This is a genomic window from Sulfitobacter sp. AS59 (assembly GCF_038899995.1).
Lineage (GTDB): Bacteria > Pseudomonadota > Alphaproteobacteria > Rhodobacterales > Rhodobacteraceae > Sulfitobacter.
In genome coordinates, this window is record NZ_JBBMQK010000003.1 from 100,010 (window position 1) to 123,027 (window position 23,018).

The following is a 23,018-nucleotide window of genomic DNA, read 5'->3' on the forward strand; positions in this document are numbered from 1 at the left end:
CCAACCCACCACCGCCTTAATCCACCACACGCTGTTAACCAGCCACCCGTTCACCAAATATCGCCGACCCGACGCGCACATGCGTCGCACCCAATGCAATCGCTTTCTCGAAATCACTGCTCATCCCCATTGAGAGACCATCCAGCCCGTTGCGCGCGGCAATCTTGGCCAGCAGCGCGAAATGCAACGCCGCTTCCTCATCTACCGGCGGGATGCACATCAAGCCACGCACCGGCAGATCAAGCCCCTGACATTTCTTAATAAACGCATCGGCTTGCGCTGGCATGACGCCGGCCTTTTGATCTTCTTCACCGGTGTTCACTTGGATAAACATATCGGGGCATTGACCAAGCTCTTGCGCCAAACGGGCTAGGCTTGTGGCCAGTTTCGGGCGATCCACCGTGTGAATGGCGTCAAAAAGCGCCATCGCGGCCCGCGCTTTGTTAGATTGCAGCGGCCCGATCAAATGCAGATCGATCCCATCGAAATGCTGTTTGAATTCAGGCCATTTACCTTCGGCTTCTTGCACGCGGTTCTCGCCAAAGCAGCGATGCCCCTGTTCCAGAACATCCTGAACCCGCGCATTTGGCTGAACTTTGCTAACCGCGATCAACGTAACGCTGCCCGGTGCGCGGCCCGCGTCTTTTTCAGCTTTTTCAATTCGTGTGGTGATGTCGTGCAAGCTCATTTTTCGCCCTCTGTTTCTGGACGCACAGAACAACAGCTTTGCACAAAAGAAAAGGGGCAGACCAAAGGCCTGCCCCAAATCGATAAGTATTCAGATCAACTTAGAAGTTGAAGCGAACACCCAGATCGGCGCGTGTGTCACCGGACAGACGCTTGGCAATACCACCACGCAGCGATGTACCACCGCCCAGGTTGTGGTTAAAGTCGATGCCGTAGCCTGTGTCTGGTTGGCTTTCCGCATCAGCAACATATGCTTCTACGTTTGTAGCTGCGCCAACGTCAAAGCTAGCTGCCAGAACGATGTGGTCACCGTCTGTGCCGTTGTCAGCATAGGCCAGTGTGAAGTCTGCTGGACCTACTGTACCACCGATTGTGGCGGCCATTTCGGTGTCTGTCGCCAATGAGGAGTCTTGTGCGGCCAGAGCGATAGTGAAGCCACCCATGGAGTAGGAAACGTGACCAGCAACGCGATCATTGTCGTCCGAAGCGGACAGGTGCAAGCCCCAGTCGCCCATGGAGTACATCAGTTCGAAACCGTTTGCACCGGCTGCGCCGTCACCACCGGACGAGTAAGCATCGCCGCGGAAGTTGTATGCAGTGTAGTCATAACCCAGACCGGTCAGACCCAGATCGATTGGGTACATGCCAGGCATGAATTCCAGAGCGCCGAAGATGTTACCAACACCAACTTCCAGACCACCGGTGCGCGCAAAGAAGCGAACGCCGTTGATGCCTGTGCCGGATGGGCTGTTGGTGTTGTCTGTGTTGTTTTGCTGGATGCGAGCACGTGCACCGAATGTGACGCCCGCGTCAGATTCTGCAGTTGTGTCGATTTGCAAACGGAAACGGCTTGTGACGTCTGTGGAGTCGCCAGTTGCTGTGTCGTTATAGACCACACCAAAACGGGCGTAGCCGCCAAATGTTACGTCTGCTGCTGCTACGCCGGCGGTCGCGACCAGGGCTGTTGTAGCGAAGAGAACTTTTTTCATGAGTTATCCCTCGGTTTGAATTCATATGCCCAGACCGGGGAATCCGGAAAGGGTATGACGGGTGTTTTCCGCCTTTGCCCCTGTTTTGGCAAGGATCGTGCTTGGCTTTGAGGCAATGTTGGAGACTCTGATGCAGCTTTGCCACAGTGCTGGGCTCCCCTCGCACCCCAGAACCGCGCTGCCGCGCTGCGCCACGCCGCGCTTAATGCCTTATACTATTGACGTGATTACATTGCGCTTGCCGATACTACCTTGCTTGTTTAGACCAGTGTCCAAATAGGCAAAGGACGGCTGGAATGGCGCACGCTTCGGTATTTAAATGCACAATCGCCTTTATGGCGCTAGCAACGTTAGGTGCCTGTGGCGGCTTCGGCTTTGGCCCGCCAACAGGTCAGTCGGCTGAAGAAAGAGCGGGTGCCAACGTTCCGGGTAGCATCGAGACAAACACCGAGAATACGATCTGGTCGATTTTCAACCGCAAGAATACCGACACCAGCGTATCTGTTAACAAATACCTGTGGTCCGCCTCTCTTGAAGTTCTGAACTTTTTGCCGATCCAGTCGATTGATCCCTACACCGGTGTGATTGTCACAGGATACGGCACGCCCCCCGGCGGCAGCCAGTCCTACCGCGCGACCGTGCTGATTGATGATCCTGCACTTGATGGGCGGTCTTTGAACATTGCGCTGCAAACACGCGGCGGCCGCATGGTAAACAAGGCGACAGCACGCGCCGTTGAAGATGCCATTCTAAGCCGCGCGCGCGAGATGCGGATTGCCGATAACAAGTACTAAGCCCGCACTTAACACATTCTCCATTCCAACGCCGGGCCACGCGCTAGTCGCTCGCTCGGCGTTTTTCGTTTGATAAGGTCTGCCAAGATGTCCCGCTATTCCCCCGCCGAAATCGAATCCCGCTGGCAAGCCGCCTGGGAAAAAGACGATATATTCAAAGCTGTCCGCTCTGCCGACAAGCCAAAGTATTACGTGCTTGAGATGTTCCCCTATCCGTCGGGGCGCATCCACATGGGTCACGTGCGCAATTATACGATGGGCGACGTCATTGCGCGCTACAAGATCGCGACGGGCCACAACGTGCTGCATCCGATGGGCTGGGACGCCTTTGGGATGCCCGCCGAAAATGCGGCCATGGCCATCGGCGGTCACCCCAAAGACTGGACATATGGCAACATCGCCGACATGCGCGGCCAGATGAAACCGCTGGGCCTGTCCATCGATTGGTCACGCGAATTCGCCACCTGCGATCCGGAATACTACGGCCAGCAACAGGCGTTGTTCCTTGATTTCCTCGACGAAGGATTGGTCTACCGCAAGAACGCAATCGTCAATTGGGATCCGGTCGATATGACCGTTCTGGCCAATGAACAGGTCGAGGCGGGTCGCGGCTGGCGGTCTGGCGCTTTGGTGGAACGCCGCGAGCTGACGCAGTGGTTCTTCAAAATCTCGGATCACTCCGAAGAATTGCTGAACGCGCTCGATACCCTTGATAACTGGCCCGCCAAGGTCAAACTGATGCAAGCCAACTGGATCGGCAAATCGCGCGGTCTGCAATTTGCCTTCTCGACCATCGATGCGCCGGACGGTTTTGACCGGATCGAAGTCTATACCACCCGGCCCGATACGTTGCTTGGTGCCAGCTTTGTCGGCATTTCGCCCGACCACCCGCTGGCCAAAACGCTTGAGAAAGACAACCCAGACATCGCCGCGTTCTGCGCAGAATGCCGCAAGGGTGGCACGACCGAAGAAGCGATTGAAACCGCGGAAAAGCTGGGGATGGATACCGGCCTGCGCGTGCGTCATCCGTTTGATACATCCTGGGAACTGCCGATCTATATCGCCAACTTTATCCTCATGGACTATGGCACAGGCGCGATTTTCGGCTGCCCCGCCCATGACCAGCGCGATTTTGAATTTGCGACGAAATACGGCCTGCCGATCATATCCACTTTCCTGCCAACCGAGGATTCCGATCCAAAGGTCGCCGAGGCCTTCGTTCCAGCGAAATCCGAGCGTGTCTATTACAATGGCGGATTTGCCGGCGAGAAATGGCAAACCGGCGACGAGGCTATCGCGACAGCGATTGAAGCATGCGAGGCGCAAGGCGTCGGCCAAGGCGTGACCAAATACCGCCTGCGCGACTGGGGTCTGTCCCGCCAGCGCTATTGGGGTTGCCCTATCCCCGTGGTGCATTGCGACGCCTGCGGTGTGGTTCCCGAAAAGAAAGAGAACTTGCCGATCGAGCTGCCTTATGACGTCAGCTTTGATGTGCCCGGCAATCCGCTGGACCGCCACCCGACATGGCGCGACTGCGCCTGCCCGTCTTGCGGTGCGCCCGCAAAGCGTGAAACCGACACGATGGACACCTTCGTTGATTCCTCGTGGTATTTCGCCCGCTTTACCGCGCCCCATGCCGATACACCGACAGTTATGGAAGACGCGGAATACTGGATGAACGTCGATCAATATATCGGCGGCATTGAACACGCGATCCTTCACCTGCTGTATTCGCGCTTCTTTGCCCGTGCGATGCAGATCACCGGCCATTTGCCTGAAAAAGCTATTGAGCCGTTCGACGCCTTGTTCACCCAAGGGATGGTAACGCATGAGATTTACCAAACCAAAGGCGAAAACGGCCGCCCCGTCTATCACCTGCCCGAGGACGTCACCGACGGCAAACTTGCCGATGGCACAGCGGTGGAGATCATCCCGTCAGCGAAAATGTCAAAGTCGAAAAAGAACGTCGTCGATCCGCTGGGCATTATTGCCAGCTATGGTGCAGATACAGCACGCTGGTTTGTTCTGTCTGATTCCCCCCCAGAACGGGATGTGGAATGGACAGCCTCTGGTGCTGAGGCGGCGTATAAGCACCTTGGCCGCGTCTGGAACATCTCGAACCGGATCACCGAAATGGCGCAAGATGCCAGTGGTGACGGCGACGACGACCTGCTGCGTGCCATGCACAAAACCATTCACGATGTGACAATGGGCGTCGAATCCTTTGGCTTTAACGCGGCCATTGCCAAGCTTTATGCCTTTACCGCGACCCTACATAAATCCAAGGCCGGACACGCCGCACAGCGCGAGGCGATCATGACCCTAGCACAGCTTATGGCCCCGATGACCCCGCACCTGTCCGAAGAAATCTGGGCAGCGCAAGGCGGCACGGGTCTGGTCACCACAGCCCCATGGCCAAAGGCATCGGAAAAGATGCTGGTCGATGACACCGTGACGCTGCCGATCCAGATCAACGGCAAACGGCGCGCCGAAATTCAGGTGCCCGCCGACATGTCGAAAGAAGAGGTTGAAAAGATCGCGCTCAGCCACGAAGCTGTTATTCGTACCCTTGATGGTGCCACGCCGAAAAAGGTGATCGTAGTGCCCGGACGGATCGTCAATGTCGTTGCCTAACCGCCGCCTTATGCTGGCGCTGCCCTTGTTGGCGCTGGCTGCTTGCGGGTTTCAACCCGTCTATGGCCCCGGCGGGACCGGTACAGCCTTGCAAAACAGCGTTGCGGTGGACGCGCCCGACGATGCGTTCACCTATACGCTGGTCCGCGAGATCGAAACGCGGTTGGGCCGCCCTGCTGCGGCTAAGTATGGCTTGGCCCTGACCGTGACCACCAGCGAGGAAGGTCTGGCAATTGATACGGCCGACAACACCAGACGGTACAACCTGATTGGCAAAGCCGACTTTGCCCTGCGTGACCTTGGGACGGGGCAAATAGTGACATCTGGCAATGTTGAAAACTTTACCGGCTATTCCGCGACCGGGTCCACCGTCGCGACCCTTGCCGCTGAACGTGATGCGCAAATACGTCTGATGACGATGCTGGCCGATCAGATCGTAACACGGCTTTATGCGGCTGACCTGACCCAATGAAACTGCCCCCCCGCGACGCCACCGCCTATTTCAAGAAACCTGATCCCAACAAGACAGGTTTGCTGATTTATGGCAGCGATGCGATGCGTGTGGCGCTGAAACGGCAAGAGTTCCTTAAGGCGTTGCTGGGCCCAAACGCAGAAGAAGAAATGCGGCTGACCCGTATCCAAGCCGCCGACCTGCGCCGCGACCCACCGATGCTGCTGGATGCGTTAAAGGCGGTTGGTTTCTTTCCCGGCCCCCGCGCCGCCTTTGTCGAAGATGCGAACGACAATATCGCCAAGATCCTGATCGACGCGCTGGCAGATTGGCAGCCGGGCGATGCGCAGATCGTGGTCACCGCTGGCGATCTCAAGAAAACCTCAAAGGTGCTTAAGGCGTTCGAGGCGCATAAAACCGCCTTTGCCACGCCGATCTATGACAATCCCCCCGACCGTGCCGAGATTGAGCGTATATTGGCCGAGGCAAAGCTAAGCCCCGAACCCGATGCCATGGGATCGCTAAGCGAGCTTGCCCGCGTGCTGGACCCCGGCGATTTTCGGCAGATGGTCGAAAAGATCACCCTATACAAAATCGGCGACGCTGGCCCGCTGACCGCCGAAGACGTTGGCAATTGCGCGCCCACGTCCACCGAAGCCGAAGTTGACGATATTCTGCATGTCGTGGCCGAAGCCCGCGCAGGTGATATCGGGCCGGTAATGGCCAAGCTGCAAGCGCAAGGTGTGAACGCCGTGACCCTGATCATTATGGCCACCCGTCATTTTCGCACGCTTTACCGCATCGCCAGCAACCCCGGCGGCCAAATCTGGGGTGTCCGCGATCGTGACCGCGCCATGCGGCAGGCCAAAAGCTGGGGTGCGGTCAAACTGGAAACCGCGTTGACCGTGTTAACCGATACCGACCTGACGCTGCGATCAGCAGGCCAACATGCCCCGACGATGGCACTGGTGGAGCGGGCATTTATCCGGCTGGCAATGTTGGGCGCGCAACGCTAACTATGCCCCAAAGTCTTGGGAGGGACACGTAAATGTACAAAGTCATCGGAGCCACCAAATCCCGCGCGCTGCGCGTCATGTGGATGCTGGAAGAACTGGGCCAACCTTACGAACACGTCGTCTGCGGGCCACGGTCGGACGAGGCAAAGAAATACAACCCGTCCGGCAAAATCCCTGCATTGGTTGATGGTGATGATGTCCTGACAGATTCCGTCGCGATCATGCAGTATCTGGCCGACAAACACGGCAAGCTGACCGCCCCCGCCGGCACACCTGCCCGCGCGCGTCAGGATGCCATGACCTTGTGGCTGATTGATGAGATGGACGCGATCCTGTGGGCCGCGGCCAAGCACAGCTTTGTCTTTCCGGAAGAACAACGTGTTCCCGAGATCAAGCCAAGCCTGAAAGCCGAATTCGCACGTTCCGCCAAGGTGTTGTCAGAGCGGCTGGAAGGCCCGTTTTTGATGGGCGATGAGATCAGCGTGCCCGATCTGCTGGCCACGCATTGTATCAACTGGTCCATCGGTGCGGGGTTTGACCGCGTGGATGACAAACTGGGTGCTTGGGCGAAATCCATGCGCGACCGCCCCGCGTTCAAGGCTGCGGCAACGAAAGAAGGCTAGCCCTTTTGCGCCCAGGCGGCGGCATGTTGCCCCGCCCAACGGCCTGTCGCAAGGCAGGCCGAAATAAGGTACCCGCCTGTTGGTGCTTCCCAATCCAGCATCTCGCCAGCGACGAAAACGCCGGGGCGATTGTGCAGCATTAGCGCATCATCCACGGCGTCGAATTTCACCCCACCCGCCGTCGAAATCGCCTGATCCGTCGGGCGCAATCCGTCGTGTTTGACCGGTAGCGCCTTAAGCAGTTTGGCGAGCGCCTTGTTATCTTGTGGCAAGGGCCGCGCCATTTCTTGCAAAACAGCGATCTTAACCGGATCAAGCTTGAGCGCTTTGCGCATGAAGTTTGCCGTGCTCATCTTGCCGCGCGGTTGGTCCAGCTTTACGGTCAACGCCTCGACCGTTTGATCGGGCAGCAGGTCCAGCATCAGCGGATGCCCTTCGCGTACGCCGCGCGACACGGTATAGACCCCGCCGCCCTCGAACCCGTGGCGCGAAATCATCGCCTCGCCCCGCGAGCGATACGTGCCAGACTTAAGCGCGATGCCCTTGAGCGCGGTGCCGAAATGCGGCTCCATGTGCGACGACCAGTCCATCGCGATGCCAGCGTTAGCGGGCGCGAATGGGGTAAAGGGGGTATCGGTGGCCAGAACCTTGGCCCATTCACCGGTTGACCCAAGCCGCGCCCAGCTGGCACCGCCCATGGCCAAAACAGTGACATCAGGTTGCAACATCTGCGTGCCCTCGGGCGTATCGAACACCAGCTTGCTGTCATCCCATCCGGTCCAGCGCCAGCGCGTGTTGAGTTGAACACCAACCTCGGACAGGCGAACAAGCCACGCCCGCAACAGCGGTGACGCCTTCATCACGGTTGGAAAAACGCGGCCCGTTGATCCTGTGAACACCTCTTGCCCCAACCCCGTGGCCCATGCCTGAACTGCGTCCCCGTCAAACGCTGATATAATCGGCGCAAGCGGGTCTTTTGCGTTCGTGAAAGCGTTCATGAAAGTATCGCTGGATTCGACCTTGGTCAGGTTCAGCCCGGATTTTCCCGCCATCAAAAACTTACGCCCGACCGACGGTTTGTGATCGCAGACCGTGACCGACATCCCTGCGTCTGACAGCATTTCCGCGGCCATCAGCCCGGCAGGGCCCGCGCCAATTACGACAGCCTGCTTTTGTGTCTGTGCTACAGTGGTCATAGGGATACCTTTGCGGAAAATACGGAACTAAAGACTTGCCTTAACCCGAGTGAAGGCCGATTGCACGATGATGTGGTTAAATGACCCCAAGCAGGAGCACCCGAATGCGACTTTTCATTATTTTGACGACTTTGATCGCCCTAAGTGCATGTGGCGTGCCCTTCGTCCCGTTCATCTGACGACCTATACCCTAGCCGTCTGACGATCCGGGCTGCGGTGCGCACATTGCTTTGATGCCCGCCGCGATCTCGGGTGCTGCAGCAACCGTGTCAGCCGCGATCTGTTGGGCCGTCTCCAGCAGGTCTTCTGCCTCGACAATCCGGTCGATCAGCCCAAACAACAACGCATCCTCTGCGGTGATCTTTTGGCCGCCCATCAGGATCAGCTTGGTCCGTGCAGGCCCGATGAGCGCCGCCATGCGCCCAGGGTCACTGGGCTGCGGCAAAAACCCAAGCTTCATCACCGGATAGAAAAACTTGGCCGTGGTCACTGCAATGCGCAGATCACTGGCCAGCGCCATCCCCATCGCACCACCAGCCAACGTGCCGTTCATCGCGCAGATGCTAAGCCCCGGCAGCGCCGCAATGGCCCCCGATAGCCGTTCCCAGATATCCGATGTGGCAAGGCCCGCGCGGGCTTCGTCCAGATCGGCACCTGCGCTAAAAACCTTGCCTTGGCCGGTCAGGATCACGGCGCGTGCCGCCTGTGCGTCTTCCATAAACTCGGCCAGTGACACCAGCATGTCATGGGTCAGGGAATTGGCCTTTTCGGGCCGGTCCAGGGTTGCCGTCCAGATGTCACCCTCGCGAGAGAAATCGATCATATCAGCCCGATCTCTTTGCGCAGGTTCTCGTCACGCAGGGATATTTCTTCGCCACAAAAGCGATCGGCGGCGGGGCTGCACATCCAAAGCAGCGCACGCGCTGGCCAATCGGCAGGAATATGATCTTCCCACGCCAGTTCGCTCACGGGGTTGATGCCGCTTGCCTTGATCTCGCGTTGCATTTGGGTGGCGACGGTGCCGGGCGACAAACCGATGACACGAATGCCGTTGGCGCTTTCCTCAAGATGGGCGGATCTGCCCAGCATATTCACCGCAGCTTTGGACGCGCAATAGGCGCTCCATGCCTCGATCGCGCTATGTGCAGCACCTGAACTAACTGTCAAAATCGTACCGCCACCGGCGTCTTTCATCACAGGCAACGCGGCACGCATCCCATTATAAACACCCTTGAGGTTGATATCGATGGCCTGCCCCCATTGGTCCGGGTCAGAACTGGCCAGATGCGTGATCGGATCAATCACGCCCGCATTGTTGATCAGCACATCCAGACGCCCGAACGCCTGCACCGTTTTATCAACGGCCGACGCCATTTCGCCAAAGCGGGCAACGTTGCAGGGGATCGCGATGGCCTGATGGCCAATCTCGCCCGCGAGGTCCGCGATGGCATCTTGAGACCGGGCCAACAGAACAACATTCGCCCCCGCTTTGGCGAAACTACGTGCAGCTTCTGCACCAATGCCACGGCTTGCGCCTGTGATCATCACTGTCTTGCCTGTCATTTCCATGTCGATACTCCCATATCTCAGCGTTTTACGGCTCGTAAATTTACCAATCAAATGTATTTAGTCGATACTTAGCACCTGCATAAACCGATACCAGCCCAAAGCCCAACCTTGGCCAAAAGCTGCTTTGCCTTGTATGGTGGCCAATGCCAATTATCTATGAGGCGCAGGTTAACCGGTGCCGGTACGCATTCGACAAAGGAATTTTCACGATGATCCGATTTCACACCATTTTGGGCGGCTCCGCCTTTGCCCTTTTGTCGACCGTACAAATCGCATCGGCAGATATCACCCCCAATGATGTATGGCAGGACTGGCGCAGCCACATGCAAGGTATGGGATACCTGCTGACCGCCACCGAAATCACAAGCGGCGACACGCTGACCATCAGCGACATGCAAATGGAACCGGTAAATCAGGGTGAACAAGGGCAAGTATCGGTGTCCCTAGGGAGCATCACCCTGGAACAGAAAAGTGACGGTAGCGTCGCCGTGTTGCTGCCCGCCGCGATGCCGCTCTCCTTTGCAGTCACACCCAAAAATGCAGGCGCTGAGCGCGTTAATATGATGCTTACCCTCGACCAGTCGAACCACGAAATGACGGTCAGTGGCACGCCAGCCGATATGACCAGCATCTATACCGCTGGCACTGTGGGGCTGGTGTTGGATCAACTGACGGTGGGGGATGACACGCTGGACGCGGACACTCTCCAGCTGAGCATGGCGATGCAGAATGTTAACAGCAGGACGGACAGCACATTGGGCGCGATGCGCGATTACGCGCAGACTGCGACGATCGGTTCTGTGACCTATGACCTGAAGTTCAAGAACCCTGACGAACCCGCGACCGCCATGGCACAAGGCACGTCCGCGGACGTAACCCTTAAAACCAACGGCGTTTTACCGCTGGCGCTGGCGCAGGTCAGCGATATGGCAGGGCTGTTGCGGGCGGGTATGGATGTTGTGGGCACGATAACGGCGGGCAACAGCACCACGACCCTGAACATTACGGACCCAAATAGCGGGGACATGGCCGTGGCGGCCGCCGCCGAAAACGGGACGCTAACCTTTGAAACCAGCGCCGAGGGGATCAGCTATGCTGGCACCCGCGAAGGCATGACGGTTTCAGTGCAGTCGACTGAATTTCCGTTTCCATTGTCCTTTGCGATGGAAAATGCCGCCTTTAACCTAAGCGCGCCTGTGATGAAGTCAGAGACACCGCAGCAGTTTGCATTGGGCCTGAACCTGACTGACTTCACGATGTCGGACATGGTCTGGGGGATGCTGAACCCCCAAGGCACCTTGCCCCGCGACCCGGCGTCGGTCGCGCTGGATTTGACGGGAACCGCGACCATGTTGGCCGATTATCTGGATATGCAAAACGCCGGACAACTGGCCGGCACTATGGAAATGCCCGCCCAACCGGAAAGCGTTAAGCTGAATTCGCTGATCATCGACGCCCTTGGAGCGCGATTGACAGGCTTTGGTGCGGCGACCTTTGAAAACCCAGGCCCCACGGCGCAGGATAGCGGCCCAAAGCCTACGGGGGCGGTCGACTTCAAGCTGGTGGGCGGGAACACCCTTTTGAACACACTGGTCGATTCAGGGCTGCTGCCCGCGCAAACCGCAATGGGCGCGCGTATGGTCATGGCGATGTTTGCTGTACCCGGCGACGGGGATGACACGCTTGAAACGAAAATCGAATTCACCCGGTCCGGCGCAATTCTGGCGAATGGCCAACGCATCAAATAGACCGCTCTGCCCCTGCTGCGCGCCCCGCTCCCTTGCAGATGGGGACCGGGGCCGCTAGCTACGCTTTGAAAGCTCAAGGAACATCCACATGTCGCAATCCATTGATTCGCTGACCAAAGCGCTCTTGCACGCAGCTAAAAACGCTGGCGCTGACAGCGCTGACGCCATGGCCGTGCGCGGCACGTCGGTCAGTGTCGACGTGCGGGGCGGCGCGCTGGAGCAGGCAGAACGGTCCGAAGGTGTCGATATCGGCCTGCGTGTTTTCGTGGGCAAACGGTCGGCCAATGTGTCCGCCTCCGATACATCCGCCCGTACGATTGACGAAATGGCCACCCGCGCCGTTGCCATGGCGAAAGAGGCCCCCGAAGACCCCTATTCCGGTCTGGCTAACCCTGATCAGTTGTCCACAAGCTGGGACATTGACGCGTTAGAACTGTCCGACCCAACCCCCGAACCGTCGCCGCAGACATTGCAAGATGACGCGGCACGGGCCGAAGCGGCTGGTTTGGCCGTCAAAGGTATCTCGCAGATACAATCCGCCAGCGCGGCATATGGTGAACAACAGGTTTATCTGGCTGCCAGCAATGGTTTTGAGGGCGGGTATACCCGCACGGATCGGGGCCTGTCCTGCGTCGCGATTGCAGGCAGCGGCACCGCGATGGAGCGTGATTATGATGGTGACAGCCGCATTTTTCAGGCCGATTTGCGCAGCCCCGAAGCCATCGGTACCCGGGCTGCGCAGCGTACCCTCGAACGGATGGACGCACGCAAACCGCCGACAGGTGCGTATCCGGTTTTGTTTGACGAACGCATTTCCTCGACCCTGATCGGGCATCTTTTGGCCACGATCAACGGGTCCGCCATCGCGCGCGGTGCATCGTGGTTGCGGGATGCGATGGGCGAACAGGTGTTGCCTGACGGCCTTTCGATTATCGAAAACCCGCATCGCCCCCGCACATCGGGATCGCGCCCCTTTGATGGCGAAGGGCTGCCCACAAACCGGCGCGTTATCGTTGAAAACGGCACCTTAAAAGGCTGGACACTTGATCTGGCGACGGCCCGCAAGCTGGACATGGCCCCAACAGGCAATGCCGCGCGCGGCCCCGGATCAAACCCCAGCCCTGCTGTATGGAACATTGAACTGACCCAAGGCGACGCGACCCGCGACGACCTGATCAAACAGATGGGGACCGGGCTGCTTGTCACCTCGATGATCGGGTCGACGATCAACCCGAATACCGGCGATTATTCGCGCGGCGCGTCCGGCCTGTGGATCGAGAATGGCGAAATCACCCATGCCATCAATGAATGCACCATCGCAGGCAATTTGCGCGAGATGCTGGGCAGCATTATCCCCGCAAACGACGCGCGCAGGCATCTTAGCCGCGTTGTGCCATCGCTTCTGGTTCCGGGAATGACCCTTGCCGGTGCGTGATCTTGACCTTTTGATCGATTGTGCCCGCAAGGCCGGTCAAATCGCCACATCCTTTGCCGGGAAAACGGCGCAACGCTGGGACAAGCCCGACGACGCTGGTCCCGTGACCGAGGCCGATCTGGCGGTGAATGCGATGATGCATGAAACACTGACGGCGGCCCGCCCCGACTATGGCTGGCTGTCCGAGGAAAGCGAAGACGGCGCAGGGCGGCTTGACCAATCCCACGTGTTTATTGTCGATCCGATAGACGGCACGCGCAGTTTTATCGAGGGGGCCGATACGTGGTCGCATTCCCTTGCCATCGCTAGGAACGGCGAAATCACCGCCGCTGTGGTGTTTCTGCCCAAGCTCGACCGGCTTTATGCCGCGTCACTGGGCGGCGGTGCCACGTTGAACACTCAACCGATTGTTGCCTCCCAAACCCAAGGCCTTGAAAACGCGACGATACTTGCGACAAAACCTGTCATGGCCGAACAACACTGGATCGCAGGCGATCCCGGCTTTAAACGCGCGCATCGCCCGTCGCTGGCCTACCGGTTGGGGCTGGTGGGCCAGGGTCGGTTCGATGGCATGGTCACATTGCGCAAAAGCTGGGAATGGGACATCGCTGCCGGTGCGTTGATCGTGACCGAGGCAGGCGGGCAGTGCACCGACAAATCCGGGGCATCTTTACGGTTTAACAACCCTGATCCACGACTAAATGGCGTATTGGCGGCTGGTACATCGATCCACGCGGATTTGCTTGCCAGCCTTGCCCAGACGTGACCCATTGCCTTAGATAACGGCATCGGCATTCATCCGAGAACAAAGGACTGCACTATGACCCAACGCCTACACCTCGTCTTTGGCGGAGAACTGGTTTCGCCAACCGGAACAGCGTTTAAAAATGTAGATGACATTCACGTGGTCGGCATTTTTCCGAACTATGCCAGCGCCTATGACGCTTGGAAAAACGAGGCACAGCGCACGGTCGACAACGCACATATGCGTTATTTCATCGCGCATCTGCACCGCCTGCGCGACGAAGAAGCCGCAGCATCCTCGACCGAAGAACTGGGCTAACCCCTTATGGCGCGGTCGCTTGGGCTGGCAGCGTATCGCGCCTATTCCGGGCGGGGTTCCCCGTCGCCGTTCACCCCTGTGGCGGATCGCCCGGAGGATGAACTGGTGTGGTGCCATGCGCCCGAACCCGGCAGCTTGCTGGCCATTCAAGACCTAGCCACACGCTTGTGCCGCAGCCGGTCTGGCCTGCGTGTCTTGATCACCCTGCCAAAAGGTATTGCCGGGGCCGAACGTTCGGCATCCCCACATGCGGACGTGATCATTGATGTTTTGCCCGATGACCACCCGGCGTCCGTCGCGGCGTTTATGGACCACTGGCAACCCAATGCATGTATCTGGGCGTGGGGCGAACTGCGCCCCAACCTTGTTCTGGCGGCGGCCCAACGAAACTGCCCGTTGTTTCTGATTGATGCCGACAGCGGCGGATTTGACGGACGGCGTGACAGGTGGATGGGCGATCTCACCTTCGATCTGCTTTCTCATTTCTCGGCAATTTTTGCCCGCTCCGAGGCCGGTTTTACACGGTTAATCCGCCTTGGGCTGTCGCGCGATAGCATTGAAATGACCTCTGCGCTGCAGCCGGGGGGGCAGGCGCTCCCTTGTATCGATTCCGACATGGCCGATCTGTCTGCCGCGTTGGTCGGGCGCCCGGTTTGGTTTGCCAATCAGATATTGGAAGACGAGCTTGCCACCGTCCTAAGGGCGCATCGGCAGGCGCTGCGCTTGTCTCACAGATTGCTGTTGATTGTGATGCCCGCTGATCCTGCTCAGGCCGACAGTTTTGCCAAGACCATGACCGAACAAGGGTTCAGGGTTTTTAGGTGGGGGGATGCGGGGTATCCGGACAGCTCCACCCAAATCATGCTGGCAGATGATCCGTCTGAAATTGGGCTTTTCTATCGTTTGGCACCGGTGTCTTTTCTGGGCAGTTCCCTGCACAGCGGCCCCGGCGGTTGTGACCCGTTCGAGGCCGCGGCCCTTGGGTCTGCGGTATTATATGGCCCCAAGGTTCGGCGGTTCTTGCCGTCCTACACCCGCCTCGCCGCAGAGGGCGCGGCGCGGATCGTGAATGATGCAACTGCCCTAGCGACCGCAGTCAGCCGTTTGATCGCACCCGATCAGGCAGCGGTGATGGCGCACGCCGGGTGGGACGTAATCAGCCGGGGTGCGGCCCTGACTGACAAGGTGATCGACCTGGTCCAAGAAACCCTAGACCAACAAGAGGCCCATCGATGAAACGCGCGCCGTCCTTTTGGCATCTGCCCAAACCCGACTGGCGTGCCCGCCTGTTGCAGCCCCTTGGTGCCTTGTACGCCAAAGCCACCGCGCGGCGTCTGGCGAACGGGTCGCCTGTTCAGCTGGATATTCCCGTGGTGTGCGTTGGTAACATCAATGCGGGCGGAACGGGCAAGACCCCCACGGTGATGGCGGTGGTCGAACATCTGCGCAATATCTACCACACCCCGCATGTTGTATCGCGCGGCTTTGGAGGCACGGAAAAAGGGCCGCTTTTGGTTGATCCGTCAAAACATACTGCAGCCCAAGTCGGGGACGAACCGCTGCTGCTGGCCGCCTTTGCTGATGTCTGGGTCGCCCATGACCGCGCGGCGGGTGCGCGTGCAGCAGAGGCCGCGGGCGCAAGCGTTATCGTGCTGGATGATGGGTTTCAAAACCCGGCGTTGAAACAAGACTTGAGCATCGTCGTGGTCGATGCCGCCAAGGGGTTCGGCAACGGTTTGTGCCTGCCAGCCGGCCCCCTGCGCGAACCTGTGCAAACGGGATTGGCACGGGCCGACGTGCTGCTTTCCATTGGCACGCCAGCGGATCAGGCCGCGTTTGAAAACACCCCGCTTCCCGCTGGCCTGCCGCATGTGCAAGCCGAGCTGGCACCGTTGCAAACCGGCATGGATTGGTCGGATACACGGGCGTTGGCCTTTGCTGGAATTGGCCACCCGGAAAAGTTTTTTGCCACCTTGCGCGCACTCGGTGCCGACATTGTCCACGCCGAGGCGCTGGATGATCACCAGCCCCTGACACGCGCGTTGATGACACGGTTGGAAGCAGATGCCGCGGCAAGGGGCGCACAATTGGTGACCACGGAAAAAGATGCCGTGCGTCTGCCTGCGGCCTTCAGGATGAAGGTGATCACCCTGCCTGTGCGGCTACAGATGGACGAAGACAACGCGATCATTCAGGCGTTGAACGCACTTCCCAAGCCCGCGTAGGGACCGGAATTTTTAAAAATTCCGACCCGTTTTCTTTTTAAGAAAACGCCGGCGCGGCCTAGCCAATATCATCTTCGCCAAGTTTAGGTGCCGCGCGATGCAGCGCCAGTTCGGCCCCTGAAAACACGAAGGGGGACCGGATACCGGGCACGCCGTCCAGCTCGACTTTCATACCGCGCGCGATGACCTGAGGATCGTTGAACATATCCTCCATGTCGTTGATCGGCCCTGCAGGTACGCCCTGATCCTCGCAAGCGGCCAGCAAATCGTCGCGGGTGCGCTGGCGTGTTGCGTCGTTTAGACGTCGGATCATCTCGGGGCGGTTCGCAACACGGTCGGCATTCTTGGCGTAATCGGCAGAAACCGCCATGTCATCCAACCCAAGCATCCGGCACAGACGTTGGAACTGACCGTCATTCCCTGTCGCGATAATCAGATGACCATCCGAGGATTCGAACACTTCATACGGCGTCAGGTTGGGATGCGCGTTGCCCATGCGATGCGGGGCCTTGCCCGTGGTAAGATAGTTCATCGCCTGATTGCCCGTGACCGCCACAGCACAGTCCAGCAATGCCATATCGATATGCTGCCCAACGCCGGTGTGGCTGCGCTGATGGACGGCCGCAAGGATCGCGGTGGTAGCGTAGATACCCGTGAAGATATCCGTGATCGCCATGCCGTGTTTCTGAGGCTGACGGTCCGCTTCGCCGGTGATCGACATCAGGCCGGACATGCCTTGGATGATAAAGTCATAGCCCGCGCGATGCGCATAGGGGCCGTCTTGGCCGAAACCCGTGATCGAACAATAGATAAGCTTGGGGAACTGTTCGGACAGGCTGGCATAGTCCATGCCATATTTTGCAAGCCCGCCGGTTTTGAAATTCTCGATCAGAATATCAGCATCGGCCAACAGCTCTTTCATCTTGGCCTGACCCGCGTCCGTGGTCAGATCAACGACGACCGAAGATTTGCCCCGGTTCGCCGAATGGAAATAGGACGCCGATTTATCGTCTCCCCGTTCGATAAAGGGGGGACCCCACTGCCGGGTGTCATCACCCGCAGGGCTTTCTACCTTGATGACTTCGCAGCCCAGATCAGACAGGGTCTGACCGGCCCAAGGGCCCGCCAGAATCCGCGCCAGCTCAATCACCTTGAGCCCTTCAAGTGGGGCAGCCATCAGTCAGCCAAAGCCGCGTCGATGATCTCTTTCATCTCGGCGTAGGGCATGTTCGAATATTTCTTACCGTTGATAATAAAGCTTGGCGTGCTGGAAATATCGTCGGCCTTTTGGTTTTCTTCCCACCAAGCGACCAGCGTTTGTGCTTTTTCGCCGTCTTGCAAGCAGGCCTCGAGCGTGTCGTTTTCGATTCCTGCAAGGCGGCCAATCTTACGCAGCTCTTCTACGATGGCAGCGGGTTCACCGGCGCGCACCCATTCGGACTGACCCTTATAGATCAAGTCGGCAATGCCGTGGAATTTTTCCTCGCCACCGCAGCGCGCGACCATGGACGCCCACAAGCCGTAGCGGTCAAAATATACTTCGCGGTAGGTAAAGCCGATTTTATTGGTGTCGATGTAGTCCGCCTTCAGCTGCTTGTACGGCCCTTGATCGAACGCGGCGCAGTGCGGGCAGGTGAACGACGCATATTCGATGATCTGCACGGCAGAGTCCGGGTTGCCCAGGCTCATTTCCTGAATTGTTGAGGTATCGACATCGGCTGCGTCTGCTGACTGTGCATTTGCGGCCCCCGCAATGGGGTTAAGCTGGGTGCTGTTCGTTGCGTCTGTACCGCTAAATACAAACCAGCCGCCTACGGCAACAGCAGCCACAGCCGCAATAATTGGGAAAGTGCGTTTCATCTGATTTCCTTTGTCAGCGTTTTGTCTTGTTCAATATGTTCTCGCCCAGACGTGCAAGGGCATCGCGCAGGCTTTCGTCGCCCAATGCACCAACCGCTTCGGTCGCGCGTTGGCGAATGACGGGGTCATCCATTTGGCCTGCGGTTCTTTTGGGTTTTGTCTCGAATGCGACTTGCCCCTCGGCAAAACCTGTCGCCGCCGTTTGCGTGACCCGCACACGGGCGATCGCGTTATAGCCGTACACCGCGTTGACCTTGGCGCGCAGTGGTTCCTTTTGCATTTCCAGCATCGGGGCGTTCGAGCCTGTTGTCAGCAAGGTCAGCGTTGCGCCCATACCGCCGCGACCGTAACTCACCTCGACCGGCCTTGAGATAGAGGAGACATCTTCGCCCACGATCTCGGCCCATTGGGTTAATAACCGCGATTGCGCAAATCCACGGGTTTCGCTGGCCTGACGGATCTTTGCCGAAAGCAGGCTATCTGTGCGTTTAAACCCTTTTGTACTGGAACGCCGCGGCGGCATGACTATCTTTCTTTCGTGAATAACGGCTAACACTATAGCGATGTGCCACAACATAACGATACTGCGCCACATCGCCAGCCCATCCCCACCGCAAAGGCCATAAAGATTGCGTGACACGAACGAAACAAGCGACCTGCCGCGCATCCTGCTGGAATGGTACGATGTTCATGCTCGCACAATGCCGTGGCGCGTCGCGCCAGCGGACCGAAAAGCAGGCCAGCACCCCGATCCCTATCGCATATGGCTAAGCGAGGTGATGCTGCAGCAAACCACGGTGGCCACGGTACGCGATTATTTCCAGCGGTTTATCGCGCGGTGGCCCACTGTTGCTGATTTGGCCGCAGCACAAGACGCCGATGTGATGGGGGAATGGGCCGGGCTGGGCTATTACGCCCGCGCGCGAAACCTGTTGAAATGTGCCCGCGCGGTTGTGGCTGATCATGGCGGACAGTTTCCTGCCGATCACGCTCAGCTTCTCAAGCTGCCGGGCATTGGCCCCTATACCGCTGCCGCCATTTCATCGATTGCGTTTGATCTGCCCCACGCCGTGCTTGATGGCAACGTCGAACGTGTGTTGGCACGCATCTACGACATTCACACGCCGCTGCCCGCTGCCAAGCCCGAGCTGATGGACCGCGCCATCGCCCTGACCCCGACAGACCGCCCCGGCGATTATGCCCAAGCCGTGATGGATTTGGGGGCCACCATATGCACCCCGAAATCCCCCGCCTGCGGCATATGCCCGTGGCGCGACCCTTGTCTTGCGCGGCAACGCGGCACAGCGCCTGAGCTGCCTAAAAAGACCCCGAAAAAACCCAAGCCCATCCGTCATGGCACCGTATATTTAACCCAGCGTGATGATGGCGCGTGGTTGCTGGAAACCCGCCCCGATAAGGGGTTGCTTGGCGGGATGCTCGGTTGGCCGGGCTCTGACTGGATAGACGCGAGCGAGGACCGCCCGCAAGGCACCCCGCCCGCCGCCGCCGATTGGCAGATCATCCCCGGCGAGGTGCGCCACACCTTTACCCATTTCCATCTGATGCTGACCGTAATGTATACAGCGAACCCGGACGACATCTTGCATCCCGATGCCCAATTCATCGCCCCCGATCAATTCCGCCCCTCCGATCTGCCCACCGTTATGCGTAAGGCGTTTGATCTGATCCGGTAGCGGCAGCAAGCCACAGTGACAGGGCGTGATCAAATACGTTATGATAAGATAGCGATTTTAAAGGCTACAGCAGCATGACCCCGACGATCCCCGACATCAGCCCCGCGCAGTTGGCCCAGATCAAACGCGTGTTGCCCTTTGCGTTATCCTTTCTGCTGGTACCGCTGGTATGGATCACCGCCTTTGTTGGCGGGTGGACTGTCGTCCTGTTGCCGCTTGTTACGTGGTATCTGTTTTCGATCATCGACAGCCTATTGGGGCTGAACCTGGATAACGCTGATCCTGACGCGACCGATGACGACCTTTTCTGGTACCGCATGATCACCCTGCTTTGGATGCCCGCGCAATTTCTGACGCTGTTCGGGCTTCTGTGGTACGTGCCGCAGGCCGATCATTTGGGCGGTTGGGAAAAGTTCTTTGTGTTCTTTGGGGTTGGTGTGATGACCGGCACCGTTGGCATAAATTATGCCCATGAATTGATGCATCAAAAGAACAAGATTGAACGTTTCTGGGCCGATGCGCTGTTGGCGATGGTTCTATATTCGCATTTCCGTTCCGAGCATCTGCTGGTGCATCACCGCTATGTCGCCACCCCCCGCGATCCGGTAACGGCCCTTTATAACGAAGGGTTTCACCGTTTTTTCCCCCGCGTCCTGCGGCAAAGTTTGCGGTCTTCATTCCGTGCCGAAAAGGCATTGCTGGCGCGCAAAGACAGACCTTGGACAGATCGTCGTAACCCGTTTTTCAGATACTGGGCGTTGCAAGCGGCTTTCCTGTTTTTGGCGGCCCTATTGGGCGGCTGGGTCGGCCTGTTGCTGTTCTTGGTACAGGCTGGCACAGCCATCTGGCAGCTTGAGCTTGTGAATTACGTTGAACATTACGGCCTGACCCGCAAACATCTGGGCGACGGGAAATATGAACACGTACACCCCCGTCATTCGTGGAATGCCGCCTATCGCGCGTCAAACTGGCTGCTGATCAATCTACAGCGCCATTCCGATCACCATTACAAACCCGACCGCCGCTTTCCCGTGCTGCAAAATTACGGGCAAGAGGCCGCGCCACAGTTACCCTACGGGTATCCGGTGATGACCGTCATGGCGATGATGCCGCGGGTCTGGCGACGCGTGATGAACCCGCGCGTTCAAAAATGGCGCGAGATGTATTACCCCGAAATCACCGACTGGACGGCCTATATCAAGGGCACGAACCCCTACCCGCGTTGACGTCATTTTAATCTGCCTCTGCCATAGCTGATGTCATTATGGGTCATGAAGGGGGTTTACATGCCACGTCAGCAAAATGCGAATATTGCCGAGGCGAACAAAACGTCGCCTGCCTGCTTGATCATCGAAGACAGCACATTTGATCAGGTCAAAATGACCCGCATCATCCACCGAAACATGTCTGACGCACAAATCTATGTGGCCACAACGCTGCGCGAGGCCCGGCAAACCTTGGCCAAATATCCGGTGTCTGTGATCCTACTCGACAATCATCTGCCCGATGGCTTGGGCGCGGATTTTGCCGTCGAATTGGCAGAGCTCAAGATTTTTTCACATATCGCGGTGGTCATGGTGAGCGATTGGCCGACCCCCTTTATGTGGGCCAAGGCGGCAACCGCAGGCGTTCTGCATGTGGTCAACAAGTCAGAGTTCGGCCAACAATATGTGCTGGATGCCTTTAAACACGCACAAAAATTGGGAAAACCGCGGCTGCACTAAGGTGCCGCACCACGAAAAAGACCCCGCCAAACAGGCGGGGCCAAGGTGAGTGCTCCCTGAGGCGTGCATTCATGTAGAAAGACGCGGGGCACCGGCGGTGTTCATAAAACTTGTGTGAAAAAGCGGGGCCTAGTTGGCCATTTCCGCCCTGATTTGCTGGCGCAAAATATCGATCGGCACACGTTTGCCGTCTTTTTTGTAGCACCAGTATGTCCATCCATTACAGCTGGGTGCCTTTTCATAGGCGGCACCGACTTGGTGAATGGATCCTTTAACCTCGTTGCCGATCAGCGTGCCATCGGCACGGACCTTGGCCGAATAACGACCATTCAACGAATAAAGCTCTTCTCCCGGGCGCAGCATGCCGCGCTCAACCAATTGGCCGAACGGTACACGCGGCTCGGACCGCTTGGATGTCGTGGTCTGCAATGCCTCTTTGTCGAACTTGCGCACAGATTTAATGCGTTTTTCGGCAACCTTGCGGTACGCTTCTTCACGCTCGATCCCGATAAAATCACGGCCCAGCATCTTGGCAACAGCACCGGTGGTACCCGTACCAAAGAACGGATCCAGCACCACGTCACCCGGATTGGTCGAACCGACCAAAATACGGTGCAGCAGGCTTTCGGGCTTTTGTGTTGGATGCGCTTTATCACCGGCGTCGTCTTTCAGACGCTCATGGCCGTTGCAGATCGGCAAAACCCAATCGCTGCGCATCTGGATACCTTCGTTCAGCGCTTTCAGCGCTTCGTAGTTGAACGTGTATTTCGCGTTCTCGTCTTTGCCAGCCCAGATCATCGTCTCATGCGCATTGGTAAAGCGTTTGCCGCGAAAATTCGGCATCGGGTTGGACTTGCGCCAAACCACGTCGTTCAAAATCCAGTAGCCTTGGTCTTGCAGGGCAGAACCAACGCGGAAAATGTTATGATAGCTGCCAATGACCCAAATCGCACCGTTTGGCTTCAGCAACCGACGCGCAGCCTTAAGCCAGGCACGGGTGAATTCGTCATATACGGCAAAGCTTGAAAACTGGTCCCAAGCGTCATCGACTGCATCAACCTTTGAGTTATCAGGCCGGTGCAAATCGCCCCGCAATTGCAGGTTATACGGCGGGTCCGCAAAGATCAGATCAACTGATCCCTCGGGCAGCGCATTCATCGCATCAATGCAGTCGCCCGCAATAATTGTATTCAAGGGAAGTGCGTCTGCACCCTTTGTCATGGTCTTCATAATATCTGCCTCTGCCCCGGCACATTGTGTGCTCTTGGTTGAGACTAAGATGCCCTGACAGATGATTCGCGGTCAATTTC

The 23,018-nt window shown here is 58.0% G+C and carries 23 protein-coding genes; 14 read left to right on the top strand and 9 right to left on the bottom strand.

Annotation, left to right across the window (positions count from 1 at the left end; all coding sequences use genetic code 11):
* Positions 1 to 34: 34 nt before the first annotated feature.
* Together WNY39_RS07940 and WNY39_RS07945 are read right to left on the bottom strand one after the other, a co-directional pair.
* Positions 35 to 688: a YggS family pyridoxal phosphate-dependent enzyme gene (locus WNY39_RS07940; protein WP_342845039.1), complete on the bottom strand. Its 654-nt coding sequence runs from the start codon at positions 686 to 688 to the stop codon at positions 35 to 37.
* 100 nt (positions 689 to 788) lie between these two features.
* The gene (locus WNY39_RS07945) at positions 789 to 1,676 is read right to left on the bottom strand and encodes a porin (RefSeq protein ID WP_342845040.1); all 888 of its coding nucleotides are present in this window, start codon (positions 1,674 to 1,676) and stop codon (positions 789 to 791) included.
* 296 nt (positions 1,677 to 1,972) lie between these two features.
* On the opposite strand from WNY39_RS07945, the gene WNY39_RS07950 reads away from it, so the two are divergent.
* The 5 genes from WNY39_RS07950 to WNY39_RS07970 all read left to right on the top strand — a co-directional run bounded on the left by WNY39_RS07950 (position 1,973) and on the right by WNY39_RS07970 (position 7,194).
* Positions 1,973 to 2,470, top strand: a complete 498-nt coding sequence (locus tag WNY39_RS07950) for a DUF3576 domain-containing protein (protein WP_342845041.1) — start codon at positions 1,973 to 1,975, stop codon at positions 2,468 to 2,470.
* 87 nt (positions 2,471 to 2,557) lie between these two features.
* Positions 2,558 to 5,104 carry a leucine--tRNA ligase gene (gene leuS, locus WNY39_RS07955; RefSeq protein ID WP_342845042.1) on the top strand — a complete coding sequence of 849 codons (2,547 nt, stop codon included), beginning with the start codon at positions 2,558 to 2,560 and terminating at the stop codon, positions 5,102 to 5,104.
* Positions 5,091 to 5,576: an LPS assembly lipoprotein LptE gene (gene lptE, locus WNY39_RS07960; RefSeq protein WP_342845043.1), complete on the top strand. Its 486-nt coding sequence runs from the start codon at positions 5,091 to 5,093 to the stop codon at positions 5,574 to 5,576. The genes leuS and lptE overlap by 14 nt, the downstream gene beginning before the upstream one ends.
* Complete coding sequence (gene holA / locus WNY39_RS07965; RefSeq protein ID WP_342845044.1) at positions 5,573 to 6,571, top strand: DNA polymerase III subunit delta; 999 nt, start codon at positions 5,573 to 5,575, stop codon at positions 6,569 to 6,571. Before lptE ends, holA begins: the two co-directional genes overlap by 4 nt.
* Positions 6,572 to 6,603: 32 nt before the next feature.
* Positions 6,604 to 7,194: a glutathione S-transferase family protein gene (locus tag WNY39_RS07970; RefSeq protein WP_341232607.1), complete on the top strand. Its 591-nt coding sequence runs from the start codon at positions 6,604 to 6,606 to the stop codon at positions 7,192 to 7,194.
* On the opposite strand, the gene WNY39_RS07975 is transcribed toward WNY39_RS07970, so the two are convergent.
* The 3 genes from WNY39_RS07975 to WNY39_RS07985 form a co-directional block, all read right to left on the bottom strand.
* Positions 7,191 to 8,390, bottom strand: coding sequence for a TIGR03862 family flavoprotein (locus WNY39_RS07975; protein ID WP_342845045.1), 1,200 nt, complete (start codon positions 8,388 to 8,390; stop codon positions 7,191 to 7,193). The two genes, WNY39_RS07970 and WNY39_RS07975, sit on opposite strands and share 4 nt — an antisense overlap.
* 190 nt (positions 8,391 to 8,580) lie before the next feature.
* A complete protein-coding gene (locus WNY39_RS07980) occupies positions 8,581 to 9,213 on the bottom strand; it encodes an enoyl-CoA hydratase/isomerase family protein (RefSeq protein WP_342845046.1) in 633 nt (210 codons plus the stop codon).
* Complete coding sequence (locus WNY39_RS07985) at positions 9,210 to 9,959, bottom strand: SDR family oxidoreductase (protein WP_342845047.1); 750 nt, start codon at positions 9,957 to 9,959, stop codon at positions 9,210 to 9,212. The genes WNY39_RS07980 and WNY39_RS07985 overlap by 4 nt, the downstream gene beginning before the upstream one ends.
* A 209-nt stretch (positions 9,960 to 10,168) precedes the next feature.
* Between WNY39_RS07985 and WNY39_RS07990 the strand changes: the two genes are divergently transcribed.
* From WNY39_RS07990 to lpxK, 6 genes are all read left to right on the top strand, one after another.
* Complete coding sequence (locus WNY39_RS07990) at positions 10,169 to 11,707, top strand: DUF2125 domain-containing protein (protein WP_342845048.1); 1,539 nt, start codon at positions 10,169 to 10,171, stop codon at positions 11,705 to 11,707.
* An 88-nt stretch (positions 11,708 to 11,795) separates the two neighbouring features.
* Positions 11,796 to 13,142 carry a TldD/PmbA family protein gene (locus tag WNY39_RS07995; protein ID WP_342845049.1) on the top strand — a complete coding sequence of 449 codons (1,347 nt, stop codon included), beginning with the start codon at positions 11,796 to 11,798 and terminating at the stop codon, positions 13,140 to 13,142.
* Entirely contained in the window at positions 13,129 to 13,908 is a 780-nt protein-coding gene (locus tag WNY39_RS08000) for a 3'(2'),5'-bisphosphate nucleotidase CysQ (protein ID WP_342845050.1), read from the top strand. The genes WNY39_RS07995 and WNY39_RS08000 overlap by 14 nt, the downstream gene beginning before the upstream one ends.
* Positions 13,909 to 13,962: 54 nt before the next feature.
* Positions 13,963 to 14,205 (top strand): DUF4170 domain-containing protein, encoded by a 243-nt coding sequence (locus WNY39_RS08005; protein ID WP_037228020.1) that lies wholly within the window; start codon positions 13,963 to 13,965, stop codon positions 14,203 to 14,205.
* Positions 14,206 to 14,211: 6 nt separating this feature from the next.
* Complete coding sequence (locus WNY39_RS08010) at positions 14,212 to 15,441, top strand: glycosyltransferase N-terminal domain-containing protein (protein WP_342845051.1); 1,230 nt, start codon at positions 14,212 to 14,214, stop codon at positions 15,439 to 15,441.
* On the top strand, positions 15,438 to 16,430 hold the full coding sequence (lpxK, locus tag WNY39_RS08015; RefSeq protein WP_342845052.1) for a tetraacyldisaccharide 4'-kinase: 993 nt from the start codon (positions 15,438 to 15,440) through the stop codon (positions 16,428 to 16,430). The genes WNY39_RS08010 and lpxK overlap by 4 nt, the downstream gene beginning before the upstream one ends.
* 58 nt (positions 16,431 to 16,488) lie before the next feature.
* On the opposite strand, the gene WNY39_RS08020 is transcribed toward lpxK, so the two are convergent.
* From WNY39_RS08020 to WNY39_RS08030, 3 genes are read right to left on the bottom strand one after another with little or no spacing between them, the layout of a single operon-like run.
* Complete coding sequence (locus tag WNY39_RS08020) at positions 16,489 to 17,607, bottom strand: CaiB/BaiF CoA-transferase family protein (protein WP_342845053.1); 1,119 nt, start codon at positions 17,605 to 17,607, stop codon at positions 16,489 to 16,491.
* Complete coding sequence (locus WNY39_RS08025) at positions 17,607 to 18,290, bottom strand: DsbA family protein (protein ID WP_342845054.1); 684 nt, start codon at positions 18,288 to 18,290, stop codon at positions 17,607 to 17,609. Before WNY39_RS08025 ends, WNY39_RS08020 begins: the two co-directional genes overlap by 1 nt.
* A gap of 13 nt (positions 18,291 to 18,303) precedes the next feature.
* Positions 18,304 to 18,813, bottom strand: a complete 510-nt coding sequence (locus WNY39_RS08030) for a DciA family protein (RefSeq protein ID WP_342845055.1) — start codon at positions 18,811 to 18,813, stop codon at positions 18,304 to 18,306.
* 106 nt (positions 18,814 to 18,919) lie between these two features.
* On the opposite strand from WNY39_RS08030, the gene mutY reads away from it, so the two are divergent.
* The 3 genes from mutY to WNY39_RS08045 all read left to right on the top strand — a co-directional run bounded on the left by mutY (position 18,920) and on the right by WNY39_RS08045 (position 21,708).
* Complete coding sequence (mutY, locus tag WNY39_RS08035) at positions 18,920 to 19,984, top strand: A/G-specific adenine glycosylase (protein WP_342845056.1); 1,065 nt, start codon at positions 18,920 to 18,922, stop codon at positions 19,982 to 19,984.
* A 74-nt stretch (positions 19,985 to 20,058) separates the two neighbouring features.
* Positions 20,059 to 21,210: an alkane 1-monooxygenase gene (locus WNY39_RS08040; protein WP_342845057.1), complete on the top strand. Its 1,152-nt coding sequence runs from the start codon at positions 20,059 to 20,061 to the stop codon at positions 21,208 to 21,210.
* Positions 21,211 to 21,270: 60 nt separating this feature from the next.
* Positions 21,271 to 21,708: a response regulator gene (locus WNY39_RS08045; protein WP_342845058.1), complete on the top strand. Its 438-nt coding sequence runs from the start codon at positions 21,271 to 21,273 to the stop codon at positions 21,706 to 21,708.
* A gap of 129 nt (positions 21,709 to 21,837) precedes the next feature.
* On the opposite strand, the gene WNY39_RS08050 is transcribed toward WNY39_RS08045, so the two are convergent.
* The gene (locus tag WNY39_RS08050; protein ID WP_341232622.1) at positions 21,838 to 22,938 is read right to left on the bottom strand and encodes a site-specific DNA-methyltransferase; all 1,101 of its coding nucleotides are present in this window, start codon (positions 22,936 to 22,938) and stop codon (positions 21,838 to 21,840) included.
* Between the last annotated feature and the right edge of the window lie 80 nt (positions 22,939 to 23,018).